The organism is Streptomyces gardneri (assembly GCF_006539185.1).
In the GTDB taxonomy this organism is placed as follows: domain Bacteria; phylum Actinomycetota; class Actinomycetes; order Streptomycetales; family Streptomycetaceae; genus Streptomyces; species Streptomyces gardneri.
Genome location: NZ_BJMN01000011.1, coordinates 65,964 through 78,680, shown reverse-complemented (window position 1 = coordinate 78,680; position 12,717 = coordinate 65,964). Strand labels below are relative to the sequence as shown.

Annotated in this window: 12 protein-coding genes; 3 read left to right on the top strand and 9 right to left on the bottom strand. The window is 72.2% G+C overall.

All coding sequences use genetic code 11. The annotated features are described in order from the left end of the window. Window positions 1–81: 81 nt before the first annotated feature. The gene (locus SGA01_RS08485) at window positions 82–1,455 is read right to left on the bottom strand and encodes a DUF4192 domain-containing protein (RefSeq protein WP_141294883.1); all 1,374 of its coding nucleotides are present in this window, start codon (window positions 1,453–1,455) and stop codon (window positions 82–84) included. A gap of 190 nt (window positions 1,456–1,645) precedes the next feature. Further along, window positions 1,646–3,805 (bottom strand): RecQ family ATP-dependent DNA helicase, encoded by a 2,160-nt coding sequence (locus tag SGA01_RS08480; RefSeq protein WP_141294881.1) that lies wholly within the window; start codon window positions 3,803–3,805, stop codon window positions 1,646–1,648. Window positions 3,806–4,181: 376 nt separating this feature from the next. Here SGA01_RS08480 and SGA01_RS08475 point away from each other — a divergent pair, with 376 nt between their 5' ends. Further along, window positions 4,182–4,811: a hypothetical protein gene (locus SGA01_RS08475; protein ID WP_141294879.1), complete on the top strand. Its 630-nt coding sequence runs from the start codon at window positions 4,182–4,184 to the stop codon at window positions 4,809–4,811. A 138-nt stretch (window positions 4,812–4,949) separates the two neighbouring features. On the opposite strand, the gene SGA01_RS08470 is transcribed toward SGA01_RS08475, so the two are convergent. From SGA01_RS08470 to SGA01_RS08460, 3 genes are all read right to left on the bottom strand, one after another. After that, window positions 4,950–5,579, bottom strand: a complete 630-nt coding sequence (locus SGA01_RS08470; protein ID WP_141294877.1) for a hypothetical protein — start codon at window positions 5,577–5,579, stop codon at window positions 4,950–4,952. 106 nt (window positions 5,580–5,685) lie between these two features. Next, window positions 5,686–6,396 (bottom strand): ribonuclease HII, encoded by a 711-nt coding sequence (rnhB, locus tag SGA01_RS08465; RefSeq protein WP_141294875.1) that lies wholly within the window; start codon window positions 6,394–6,396, stop codon window positions 5,686–5,688. A gap of 52 nt (window positions 6,397–6,448) precedes the next feature. Next, window positions 6,449–7,075, bottom strand: a complete 627-nt coding sequence (locus SGA01_RS08460) for a TetR/AcrR family transcriptional regulator (RefSeq protein WP_141294873.1) — start codon at window positions 7,073–7,075, stop codon at window positions 6,449–6,451. A gap of 134 nt (window positions 7,076–7,209) precedes the next feature. Here SGA01_RS08460 and SGA01_RS08455 point away from each other — a divergent pair, with 134 nt between their 5' ends. Beyond that, window positions 7,210–8,763, top strand: a complete 1,554-nt coding sequence (locus tag SGA01_RS08455; RefSeq protein ID WP_141294871.1) for an MFS transporter — start codon at window positions 7,210–7,212, stop codon at window positions 8,761–8,763. A gap of 109 nt (window positions 8,764–8,872) precedes the next feature. Here the strand turns inward: SGA01_RS08455 and SGA01_RS08450 are convergent, their stop codons facing one another. The 4 genes from SGA01_RS08450 to SGA01_RS08435 form a co-directional block, all read right to left on the bottom strand. Next, a complete protein-coding gene (locus SGA01_RS08450) occupies window positions 8,873–9,784 on the bottom strand; it encodes an ADP-ribosylglycohydrolase family protein (RefSeq protein ID WP_141294869.1) in 912 nt (303 codons plus the stop codon). A gap of 12 nt (window positions 9,785–9,796) precedes the next feature. Then, on the bottom strand, window positions 9,797–10,456 hold the full coding sequence (locus SGA01_RS08445) for a histidine phosphatase family protein (protein WP_055640967.1): 660 nt from the start codon (window positions 10,454–10,456) through the stop codon (window positions 9,797–9,799). A 104-nt stretch (window positions 10,457–10,560) separates the two neighbouring features. Next, window positions 10,561–11,166: a YdbC family protein gene (locus tag SGA01_RS08440; protein WP_055640968.1), complete on the bottom strand. Its 606-nt coding sequence runs from the start codon at window positions 11,164–11,166 to the stop codon at window positions 10,561–10,563. A gap of 42 nt (window positions 11,167–11,208) precedes the next feature. Then, complete coding sequence (locus SGA01_RS08435) at window positions 11,209–12,039, bottom strand: arylamine N-acetyltransferase family protein (RefSeq protein WP_229917974.1); 831 nt, start codon at window positions 12,037–12,039, stop codon at window positions 11,209–11,211. Window positions 12,040–12,185: 146 nt separating this feature from the next. Here SGA01_RS08435 and SGA01_RS08430 point away from each other — a divergent pair, with 146 nt between their 5' ends. Continuing rightward, window positions 12,186–12,716, top strand: coding sequence for a TerD family protein (locus tag SGA01_RS08430; protein ID WP_141294865.1), 531 nt, complete (start codon window positions 12,186–12,188; stop codon window positions 12,714–12,716). Window position 12,717 lies beyond the last annotated feature (1 nt).

Genomic DNA, 12,717 nt, shown 5'->3' with positions numbered 1-12,717 from the left:
GGCCGGCGGGGCGTCGGCGGGACAGTGCGTCCGACTCCGCCAGAGTGGTGAACGCGCGCGCGGGCGGCCGGGTCACGGTCGTCATCGCCCGCTCCTGCTGCCGCGCTGCCCGCCGGGGCGCGGGGCCGCGCTCCTCGGCCTGCTCGCGGCCGGGCCGCTCGGCCGGACGCCGGCGGGTGCCCGGCGCTCTCCGCCGGTCTGCCGTCCGGGCTTCCTGAGGCTGTGCCGGGCGCTCTGGGCGCGGGCGGCGGTCCGGGTCGCGACCCGCCGCGTGGACGCTGACGTGGCCTGCTCCGCCGCGCCGCGGGAGTCTCGCTCGCTCCGCAGGCAGGAGCGCAGCGACTCGGGGTCGAGTCCCTCGTTGCAGGCCTGGTGCAGCAGTCGGGCGAAGACGTACTCGGGGTCGGCCTCGAGGGCGAGTCCGAGGGCGACCCGGGCGGTCGGCTCGTCGCCCGTGGACCAGGCCGTCCAGCCCGCGAGGGTGAGCGGCGCGGCGGCGTGCTCCTGGTAGGGGGTGACGCAGCGGCGGGACAGGACGCGCCAGAGCCGCAGAGCGGCGGTGCCCTCCCAGCCCTCCATCCATTCGGCGGCGCGGTCCCGTGTGGCCCGGTCCTGGAGGCCCAGGATGAGCGCGGCGGCCTCCTCCGTACCGATCAGGGCGTCGTCGGCCGCGTCGGCCGCCGCGACCCCGCCGGAAGGCTGTGTGCGGGCCTCCGGGACGGCGAACCGGCGGAGGATCTCGCGGGCGGTGCGCAGCGTCGCCTCGCGCACCTCCTCCCGTCCCCGGCCGGGCGGGCCTTCGAGGATCCTGGGCACGATCGAGGCGGCGGCCGCGTCGAGGGCGGCGCGCTGAGATTCGTCCCCGGGCGCCCCCTGCGGCTTGAGCCGGGCCTCCATGTCCCGCAGCGAGCCGCGCACCTGGACTCCGGCGTAGGCGGCGGTAGCCGCTGCCACCGAGGTGCCGACGAGCCCCATGGGCGTCCCTCCGGGCGGGCAGCACCGGTCGTTGGGGCAGCAGTAGGAGAAGTACAACCCGTCGGAGATGCAGAGGACTTCGTAGACGGGGATGTCGAGGGCGCCGCAGGCGGTCCGCAGCCGCTGCGCGAAGGGACGCAGCCGCTCCATGACCCTGCCGGCGGCCTCGCCGGGCTCCGGGTCCTGGCACAGGAAGACGACGATCCCGTCAGGTCGGTCGCCGTTCCGGTCGCCGCTCTCGACGAGACACTCGGCGAGGTGGTCCGCCGTGGACGCCCATTCGCGGGGTGAGCGCGGGATGCCGAGCCTGACCCGACCGCCGAAGCGGCCGTGCTCGCCGTGGAGTCCGACCAGGACGACGGAGTCGGTGGGATGGAAGCCCAGCATGTAGGGCAGGGCGTCGGCCAGTTCCGCCGGGCTGCGCAGGGTGATCCGCTGGCTACGGGAAGGTCCGCTGGATTCGTGGTGATTCGCGTTCATGGTCACGACGGTCTCGTGATCTCCCGAATCGCGAAACCCCTGTGGATAACTCCCGAAACCGGAACCGTCGGCCCCGTGGAGTTGTCCACAGGGCCGACGGCGCGAACGCTCCGAAACCCCTATCCTCGTGACTGTTTGACGGTGTGTGAGACGGAGGGGGAGACGACGCGCCTGACAGCGCGTGAGGCGCTCAGCCCGCGGCGGCGAGGACCAGCGGGAGGACCTGTTCGGCACCGGCCTGGCGGAGCAGGCGGGCGGCGACCGCGAGGGTCCAGCCGGAGTCGGTGCTGTCGTCCACGAGCAGGACGGGCCCTGGATTCGCGGCCAGCGCGCCCGCCAGGTCCTCGGGGACGGTCAGGGCGCCGGAGAGCGCCCGGAGGCGCTGGGCGGAGTTGCTGCGGCGTGCCGCGTGGGCTCCGTCCGGCCCGGTGTAGCCCAGGGTGCCCAGGAAGGGGAGGCGGCCGACGGTGGCGATCCCCTGGGCCAGGGAGCCGACCAGCAGCGGACGGGTCCGGGACGGCAGGGCGACGACGCCCACCGGCCGGGCGGACGCGTCCGGGACGTTCGGCGCCCAGCCGCCCGGGGACCGCGCCCAGTCGGCGAGGACGGCCACCGCGGCCTTCAGGACGTCGTCGGGGACCTGACCGTCGGGAGTGTTGTCGGCGAGCAGCGGGCGCAGCCGGTTGCCCCAGCCGATGTCCGAGAGCCGCCCCAGGGCGCGGCCGGTGGAGCACTGCTCTCCGGCGGGGATGCGTCCCTTGAGGTTGACGCCCAGCGCGGGCATTCCCGTCGGCCACATCCGGCGCGGTTCGACCTCCACGCCCGGGCGGTCCAGCTCCTTCGTCGCTCCGGTCAGAGTCTCCGAGGAGACGGAGGAATCCGCCCAGGGCCCCGCGCAGTTGTCGCAGCGGCCGCACGGGACGGCCCCTTCGTCGTCCAGCTGCCGGCGCAGGAACTCCATCCGGCACCCGGAGGTGCTCACGTAGTCGCGCATGGCCTGCTGCTCGGCCGCCCGCTGCCGCGCCACCCACGCGTAGCGCTCGGAGTCGTAGGTCCACTCCTGGCCGGTGGAGGTCCAGCCGCCCTTCACCCGCTTGACGGCCCCGTCCACGTCGAGGACCTTCAGCATGGTCTCCAGCCGGGTGCGGCGAAGATCGACCGCCGCCTCCAGAGCCGGTACGGACAGCGGCCGTCCCGCGTCGGCGAGGGCCGTGAGGGTCTGCCGGACCTGGGTCTCGGGCGGGAAGGCCGTATCGGCGAAGTAGCGCCAGATGGCCTCGTCCTCCTTGCCCGGCAGCAGGAGGACGTCGGCGTGCTCGACGCCACGTCCCGCACGACCGACCTGCTGGTAGTAGGCGATGGGGGACGAGGGCGACCCCAGGTGCACCACGAAGCCGAGGTCGGGCTTGTCGAAGCCCATGCCCAGCGCCGAGGTCGCGACCAGGGCCTTGACCCGGTTCTCCTGCAGGTCGACCTCGGCCTGCAGCCGGTCGGCGTTCTCCGTCCGCCCCGTGTAGGAGGCCACCGTGAACCCGCGCTGCCGCAGGAAGGCGGTCGCCTCCTCGGCGGCGGCCACGGTGAGGGCGTAGATGATCCCCGACCCCTGCAGCTCGTCCAGGTGCTCGGCGAGCCAGGCCAGGCGGTGTGCGGCGTCCGGGAGCCGGACCACGCCCAGGCGCAGGCTCTCCCGCTCCAGCGGTCCGCGCAGCACGAGGGCCTCGCCGGCCCCGGTGCCCAGCTGCTCGGCCACGTCCGCGGTCACGCGTGCGTTGGCCGTCGCGGTGGTGGCCAGTACCGGCACTCCGGGGGCGAGTTCGGCGAGCATCGCGCGCAGCCGCCGGTAATCCGGCCGGAAGTCGTGCCCCCAGTCCGAGATGCAGTGCGCCTCGTCGACCACGAGGAGACCGGTCGTGGCCGCGAGCTTGGGCAGCACCTGCTCCCGGAAGTCCACGGAGTTGAGGCGCTCCGGGCTGACGAGCAGAACGTCGGTCTCGCCGCGCTCCACCTCGTCGTAGATGGTGTTCCACTCCTCCGGGTTGGCCGAGTTGATCGTGCGCGCCTGGATACCGGCCCGCGCGGCCGACTCGACCTGGTTGCGCATCAGGGCGAGCAGCGGCGAGATGATCACCGTGGGGCCGGAGCCCCGGCGCCTCAGGAGAGCCGTGGCGACGAAGTACACGGCCGACTTGCCCCAGCCGGTCCGCTGCACCACCAGGGCCCGCCGGCGCTCCTCCACCAGGGCCGCCACCGCCTGCCACTGGTCTTCCCGCAGCCGCGCCGAACCCCCCGGCGCACCGACGAGCTCAGCGAGGATGGCATCGGCTTCGGCACGGAGCTCCTGGTTGTCCATGACCCCATGCAACCCGATGGCACGGACAATCGCCCAACTCACTCAGCGTGACGCAGTGCTCGCACGCCGCTCGACCGCCGCGCGAGCGGTCGGGGTCAGCCTGAGGCGGAACGAATGTTTCCGCTGGGGCTCGCGCCCTCGGGGTGAAACAGGAGGGGAAACGGGGAGTGAACAATGGGCAACTGGGCAGGGATATGAAAGGCATACCGCCGCATTCCCGTCAGTGACCTCAATTGCTCATTGCCGCTCGCGCACGGGCCACGCCAGAATTGGGAAACCGCCCCGCACGGCCCGTCAGCGGCCCTGAAGGACCGTGCCGTGGTGCGCCCTCACCCGACTTTGCCCGCCGCGCGGGCGCGTATCCGAAGGGAGGACCGTGACCCTCGGATTCGCTCCGTCCACAGCCGCCTCGACCACTTCGTCGACGGGGTCCGCCAGCCGCCTCTCACGGACGCTCGAACCGGCCGAGTGGGCCGCGGCGGGAATCCCGCTGCTCGGCAATCCGCGCGAGGTCGTCAGCGGCCTGCACTCACGCCACACGCCCACGCCCTCGACGGCGATCGTGGCGGTCCTGGACCACGAGGAGCGGCTCACCGCCAGCGCCTCGTTCGTCCGCCGCGCGATGCCCGCGGACGGCTGGGAGTTCCGCAACGCGCTCCTCGCGCACCTGCGACGTGTCATTCCGCATGACCTCCGGCGCCGTGCCCCGGTGCGGACCGCAGTGCTGCTGTACTGCCGCGAGGGCGACGAGCGCTGGACGGAGGAGGACGGAGCCTGGATGTGGGGGCTCCGGGACGCCTGCACTCTGCACGGGCTCCGCTGCGGGGCGTACATCACGCTGACGCACGGGGGCTGGCAGGTGCTCGGCGAGGGTCGGGGAGGCCGACGGCCGAGCTCCGACTCGCACCCGGTCCCGCTCGGGAGTGACACGGCCGAGCTGGGCCACCTCACGCCGAGAACGGCGAGCGGCGCGTCCGAACCGCTGCGCCGCGTCGCCGCCCGCTGACGGTCGGCTTCCCGCCGATCGCCCTTCCCGACGATCGCTCCCGCCGGTCACCCTTCCCGACGATCACCCTTCCCACCGGGCCGGGCTTCGGTCCGGTGGGAGAGATGGTCGGTCAGCATGCGGAGCAGTGCGGTCCGGTCAGACGCCGGCGCCGACGAGCGCCGCGACCCGCTCCGGATCGCCGCAGACGATCAGCAGCACGCCCGCGCGGGCCATCGCCAGCGGCAGGGCCCGGGCAGCGGTCTCGTCGCCGCCGTTGACGGCGACGATCACCACAGGCCGGACGGCGGCCCGCTCGACGGCGGCCGCGTCCGCGAAGAACACGTCGTCGCCGGTGTCCTGCTGGGCCCAGTAGGCGGCCTCGCCGAAGGACAGCTCGTGAGCCGTCCACGGGTGCTGGTCGCCGGTGGTCAGGACCAGGACCTCGCCGGGCGCCCGGCCGCTCTCCAGGAGCAGGTCCAGGGCCTCCTCGGCGGCGTCCAGCGCACCGTCGGCCGGGGCCGGGATGACCTGGAGCTGCGGGGTGGACCGCTGGTCGGAACGATTCTCCGGGCCGGTGGCCGGGGACTGCCCGGCACCGGGCTGCGGGCGCGGGGCCGGCGGCGCGGGCTTGGCCGGGCCGGGGACCGGACGTCCGGGTCGCGGAGAGGCCGCGGAACGCGGGCCGGGGACGGGACGAGGGGTCGACGCGGGACGGCCGGCGGCCGCGGTGGCGCGGGGACCCTGGGCGCTCTCGTGAATCTGAGGCTCCTCGGGGGTGAGAGGCATGGGTGGATGTCTATCAAACGCCGCTGCGCCAGGCATCGGCGGGTGGGCGCACAGGTGCGCCCCGGCTGCTCGGGCGGCCTTGGAGAAGGGCTCGGCAACCGGAAGTTCAGAAGTCGAAGCCGAGTTGGCCCCCGCTTTCCAGCGCGGCCGCCTCCGCGGAGAGGCGGACCTTCTTGAGGTGGCGCCACCGGGGCAACGCGTCCAGGTACGACCAGGAGAGACGGTGGTACGGGGTGGGCCCCAGCTCCTCCAGCGCGGCCTTGTGGACCGGCGAAGGGTAGCCCGCGTTCGCCGCGAAGCCGAACGCCGCACAGCCCTCGGTCTCGGCCTCGAGCTCCGCCATGACGGTGTCCCGCCGGACCTTGGCGATGACGGAGGCGGCGGCCACGGCGACACAGGACTGGTCGCCCTTGATCACCGTACGGACCTGCCAGGGGCTGCCGAGGTAGTCGTGCTTGCCGTCGAGGATCACGGCGTCCGGCCGGACGGGAAGCCCTTCGAGGGCCCGGACCGCGGCGAGCCGGAGCGCCGCGGTCATCCCGAGTTCGTCGATCTCCTGCGAGGACGCGTCGCCGAGCGCGTACGCCGTGACCCACTGCTCCAGCTCCGCGGCCAGCGCCGTACGGCGCTTGGGGGTGAGCAGCTTGGAGTCGGTGAGTCCGGCGGGCGGGCGGCGCAGTCCTGTGACGGCCGCGCACACCGTGACAGGACCGGCCCACGCCCCGCGTCCGACCTCGTCGACTCCGGCGACGATCCTGGCGCCGGTGGTCGCTCGGAGCGATCGCTCGACAGTGTGGGTGGGAGGTTCGTACGGCATGGCGCCAGCCAGGTTACGCCGCCCGGTGCCGCCCGCGATACCCGGATTCCCCTCAGGTCTCCCCGACCCGGAGCAGCGGCACCATGACCCGGTCGATCATGTCGGCGATCTCGTCGTCCGGCCATTCGCTCCCGCACACCTTGGAGCGGTACATCATCAGGGCGGGGATCACGTCGAGCACCAGGCCGTCGATCGCGTCGGCCCGCACGTCACCGCGCTCGATTCCGCGCCGCAGCACGTCCTTGAAGAGCCGAGTGGAGGGTTCGGTCACCCCCGCGACGATCAGATCATGGAACCTCTGCGCGGACTCCACGTCGCATTCGTGAAGGACCGCGCGCAGGGCGTGGCCGGGCTTGGAGAACATCACGTCCCGGACCCGGAGACAGAGCGCGTACAGGTCCTCGCGGACACTCCCGAGGTCCGGCGCCTCGTCGAGCGTCGGCAGCCCGGCCTGGAGGGCGTCCGCGACGAGGTCTTCCTTCGACGGCCAGCGCCGGTACACCGCGGCTTTGCCGGTCTGCGCGCCGACCGCGACACCCTCCATCGTCAGGCCGTTCCAGCCGACGCTGCCCAACTGTTCGAGCGTGGCCTCCAGAATGGCCCGTTCCAGCACGGCGCCACGGCGTCGCAGAGACACCCCCTCCGGCCGGGCGGCGGCCGTGGAGCGCGAAGTAACCATCAGGATCTCTCCGTTGAGCAAGTAGATCGGGCACCGGCAGCGCTCAGTGAACGGTTGCGTTCACTGAGGGGGACTCACTACCGTGGAAAACAGTGAACGGGTGCGTTCACTAATTCTTCCGTGGGGGATCCATAGTGACAACTTCTCCGGTGGACACACAGACCAAGAACGGCCCTGCTCGCGCCGGAGGCCGACCGGGCATCGCCCTGGCCGTCATCGCCGCCTGCCAGCTCATGGTCGTCCTCGACGCCACCATCGTGAACATCGCCCTGCCGCACATCCAGGACGCGCTCTCCTTCTCGACCACCGACCTCTCGTGGGTGCTCAGCGCCTACACGCTCACCTTCGGCGGGCTGCTGCTCCTCGGCGGACGCGCGGGAGACATCCTGGGGCGCCGCCGGGTCTTCATGGCCGGCATCCTCGTCTTCACCTTCGCCTCGCTGCTCGGCGGCTTCGCCCAGGAGCCCTGGCAGCTGCTCGCCGCGCGCGCTCTGCAGGGCGTCGGCGGCGCCATCGCCTCGCCGACCTCGCTCGCGCTGATCACCACGACGTTCCCCGAAGGGCCTGAGCGCAACCGCGCGTTCGGCGTGTTCGCCGCCGTGTCCGCCGGTGGTGGCGCGATCGGGCTGCTCGCCGGCGGCATGCTCACCGAGTGGCTCGACTGGCGCTGGGTCCTCTTCGTCAACGTACCGATCGGCCTGCTGATCGCCTTCCTCGCGCCGCGCTACATCGCGGAGTCCGAGCGTCACCCGGGCCGCTTCGACATCGCGGGCGCCATGACGTCGACGCTCGGCATGGCGGCGCTGGTCTACGGATTCATCAGCGCGTCCGAGAAGGGCTGGAAGGACTCGCTGACCGTCGGCTCGTTCGTCGCGGCCGTGGCCCTCCTCGTGGCCTTCGGACTCGTGGAGTCGAGGGCCAAGGAGCCGATCACCCCGCTGAGGATGTTCGCCGAGCGCAACCGCTCGGGCACGTACGTCATCATGCTCAGCCTGTCGGCCGCCATGTTCGGCATGTTCTTCTTCATCGTCCTGTGGGTCCAGGACGTCCTCGGGTACAGCCCGATCCAGTCCGGTCTCGCCTTCCTGCCGGTGACCGTCGCGATCGTCACGGGCGCGGGGCTCGCGCAGCGGCTGCTGCCGGTCCTCGGGCCGAAGCCGTTCATGGTGAGCGGCTCGGCGATCACCGGGATCGGGCTCTTCTGGCTGACCTTCATCACCTCGGACAGCAGTTACGCCGGCGCCGTCCTCGGCCCGATGGTCCTGTTCGGCTTCGGCATGGGGCTCAACTTCGTGACGCTCACGCTCACGGCCGTCTCCGGGGTGGCCCAGCACGAGGCGGGCGCCGCGTCGGGCCTGCTCAACGCCACCCAGCAGGTCGGCGGTTCGCTCGGCCTGTCCATCCTGGTCACGGTCTTCGGCACCGCGAGCCGCGAGGAGGGCGAGAAGCAGGCACCCGACTTCCTCGCGACCGCGACGCCCGAGCAGCAGGCGGAGCTCGCGAAGACGGGGGAGCTGCCCGCGCCCTGGGGCCACGAGGTGCTGACCTCGGGCATCGCCTCGGCGTTCACCGCCGCCGTCGGGATGGTGCTGATCGCGCTGGTCACGGCGGTGCTGGTGATCCGGGTCCGCAAGAGCGACCTGGAGGCGCTCAGCGGCCGGGCGGAGGCGGCCGGCCCGGCGGCCTGACGAGGGCGGCACACCCGCCTGAGCAGAGCCGTACGCCCGTACGCCCTGCACTTCTCCGCATACGCCGATGTCCCCCGGCCCCTGTCCGGGCCGGGGGACATCGCCCGCCTCAGACGGCCGACCCGTCCGGGACCCACCCCGGAAGATCCTCGGTCTGCCGCAGCCACTCGGCCGGCGGAGTCCCGGCCGCCGCGGAGGCCACGACGCCCCCGGCGATGGCACAGGTCGTGTCGACGTCGCCGCCTACCTGCGCGGTCGTCCAGAACATCTGCTCGAAGTCACCCAGGGCCCGCGCCGCCGACCAGAGGGCGAAGGGCACGGTGTCGTGCGCGCTGGTCCGCCGGCCGCTGCCGAGCACCGCGGCGACCGTGCCCGCGTCCCCGTAGTCGAGCATGTCGCGCGCCCGGCGCAGGCCCGCCCCGACCGCGCTGCGCGGCACCAGCGCGACGACCCCGTCGAGCAGCGCCTCAGGCGTGGGCGGTCCGGCCGGGTCGGCGGCGAGGGCGGCGGCGGCCGCCACGGCCATCGCGCCCACCACGGCCTCGCGGTGCTGGTGCGTCGTGTACGCGGAGATCTCGGCCTGGTGCGTCGCCTGCTCCGGGTCGTCCGCGTACCAGGCGCCGAGCGGGGCGATCCGCATCGCGGCGCCGTTGCCCCAGGACCCTTGCCCGTTGAAGAGGGCCGCGGACAGCTCTCGCCAGTCCCCGCCCTCCCTGATGAGCCGGAGCATCCGGTTGACCGCCGGACCGTAGCCCCGGTCGAAGTCGTGGTGGTTCGCGAAGGACAGGGCGAGGGCGTCCTGGTCGATGCGGTCGTGGCCGGCGAGGACGGCGAGGACGGAGCAGGCCATCTCGGTGTCGTCGGTCCACTGCCAGGGGCCGGGCGGCAGCTCGCGCCGCTTCAGCAGGGGGTAGTGGGCGGGTACGAAGAACTGGGAGCCCAGGGCGTCTCCCACGGACAGCCCGCGCAGGCTGGCCAGGGCGCGGTCGAAGCGCCGGTCGAGTGAGGAGTCAGCGGTCATCGCTCAGCCACTCTATCCGGTGTGCCCGTACGGTTCCGGGGTACGCCAGCGTTCGAACGGCCTGTCCAGCCGGTATCTGCCGTCCTCGCCCAGCAGGAGCGTGTGGGTCTCGGCGTTGCCGGGGTTCGACAGGGACTCGAAGTCCGCGACCGTCCAGTGGAACCAGCGCATGCAGAACAGCCGCATGGTCAGCCCATGGGTGACGAGGAGGACGTTCGGCGGATGGTCGGGCGCCTCGAAGCTGCGGTAGAGGCTCTCCAGGAAGGCCCCGACCCGGTCGTAGACATCCGCCCCGGACTCGCCCTGGGCGAAGCGGTAGAAGAAGTGCCCGTACGCGTCCCGGTACGCCTTCTGCAGGCGTACGTCGGCCCGTTCCTGCCAGTTGCCCCAGTCCTGCTCCCGCAGGCGGGGCTCCTCGCGCACCCGCATCTGCTCCCGGGGCAGCCGGAAGGCCCGGAGGGTCTCATGTGTGCGGCGGTACGGCGACACGTAGACGCTGACCTGCTCGTCCCCGAACAGGTCCCGCAGCCGCTCCCCCGTCTCCTCCGCCTGTCGCCACCCGGTCTCGGTGAGCCGGAGCGCGTGATCGGGCTCGCGCTCGTACACCGTGTCATCGACATTGCCCTCGGACTCTCCGTGCCGTACGAGAACGATGCGCCGCGGTCGTGCCATACCCCGACCCTAGATCGCGGGCCGGCGGGAGGCTCGACCGAGGCCCCTCTCGGGGCCCATCCGGCGTAGGTCCCGGCGCGTGGAACCGGCGGAGCCGCGCGCTCTCAGACGGTCCAGGCCGCGTCGAGCTGCACCACGTCACCGGTCAGCGCCGCCACGTCGGCATCGGTCCTGGCGCGCAGACCGAGCCGCTCGACGCGCTCCACCCGGTACTTGCCGTGCTCCGCTGCGGACCGCCACATCGACAGCACCAGGAACTCGCTGCCCGGCGCCTCGCCGAACAGGCCCCGCAGCATGCCGGGGGATCCGGCCATCGCCGGGTTCCACACCTTCTCCTGCATGAGCGCGAAGTGCTCGGCACGGTCCTCGTGGACACGGCAGTGCGCCACCCGTGCCACATCGGCGTCGGCGAACTTCGGCTCGAACCCCGTCTTCACGTCGAAGCGGTGGTCGAAGAGCTTGACCTGGATGTCCTTGTACGTGCCCACCTGCGAGGCCGCCAGACGATCGTGCGACCGCGCCATGAACGAGTCGTAGAAGGCCCGGCTCTCCCAGAACGCGAAGATGTGGGCGACATCCGGCCGCGCCCGGCTCCACCCGCCGCCCTGGCCCCGGAATCCCGGCTCACCGAGCAGCCCCGCCCATTTTCGCTGTCCCCGCTCGAACCCTCGACGGTCCACCACGGTGCAGCGAATCCACTTGACCAGCACCGCGCCATCGTACGGGCCCGGGGAGCGCCCCGGCAGTGCGCGTCAGACTCCCGCCGCGTGCACTCGCTCCAACCCCGCGCGCTCCTCGTCGTCGATCTCGATGCCGAAGTCCGTCTCCAGCGTCGCCGCCAACTCGTCGACGGTCACCACCCGTTCCTCGGTGACACCGTCCGTCCCCATGGTCGTCAGCGTCTGGCGCACCAGAGCCCTGCGCACCTCGGTCCCCGGCTGCTGTGCCACGACCTGGCCGAGGAAGCGGGACTCCGGATGGCTGGAGCTGAAGTGGTTCATGACCGTGAAGTCGCCCGGGTACAAGGTCTGCGGGGAGAACGCGTACAGATCGGTCCAGCCGTGCGGACGCAGGGAGCGCAGGACGTGGATGCCCTCGTCCTCGGTCCCGACCCCGAACGTCCAACCGCCCTGCTCCACGCGCGCGCCGTCCCGCAGGGGCACCGGCTCCAAGGGCCCCTGCCAGCCGAACCCCGCGTCGGCGAGCCACTGTTCGCCCTCCGCCTGGACGACCAGCAGCGCGTGGGTGACGGGCAGCAGCGCCGCACCGCGCGTACGGTTGCGGGCTCCGCGCCCGGCCACCCGGAAGCCGATCCGCTCCAGCGCCGCCGCGAGGAGCGAGTTCTGTTCGTAGCAGTAACCGCCTCGGCGGCGGCCGAGGAGCTTGGCCTGAAGGCTCTTCAGATCCAGGGGGACCGGTCTGCCGAGAGCCACGTCGAGGTTCTCGAAGGGAATGGACCGGACGTGCGCCCGGTGTACCGCCTTCAACGTCCGCAGATCGGTGGAGAGTTCCCCGTCGCGTCCGATGTCGTAGCCGATTCGAGCCAGATAAGCGTCGAGATCCAGCTCGTCACCACTCCACAAACCGCTCTCCCCCTCCACCACCGGGTCCACTGTCCTAGGCCCATGACACCATGAGCAATCTCCCCGCGACCACGGGCTTTTGAGCGTGGCGGGGCGACGGTAGAGGCGAGGCGTACGCGGGGGCGTGCGTGGAGAGGGGAAGCACCGTGAGCGGACTCAACAAGGGCGTGGCGAAGGTCGAGGTGACGCTCAAGTGGGATCCTGCCCCGTCGGGTGTGCCGGCCCACGATCTGGATCTCGTCGCCGGTGTCTTCACGGCCGACGACCCGCACGGATCCCCGGTCTATCTGGTGCACTTCGGCAGCCGCTCCCCCGACGGCACGATCACACTCCACCGTGACAGCCGTACGGGCCAGGGCTTCGGCTACGACGAGGCGATGACGCTGGAGCTGGACCGGCTCGCACCGCACTACGCGCGCGTGGTGGTGGGTGTGACCGTTCAGCAGGGTGGCGGCAGGCTGGTCTTCGGCGACATAGCGAACACCGGCATACGGATCCGCGAGGGGTACACCGACCTCCTGACCCACGACTTCGCGGACGTACCGGAGGCCCTGTCGGCCACGGTCGTGGAATTCACCCGGGACGGCACGGACGGCTGGTCGTACCGCTCGATCAACCGCGGCTTCGACGCCGACCCCCGCGCCTTCGCGAAGGTCCTCGGTTCCGAACCGGCCTGAC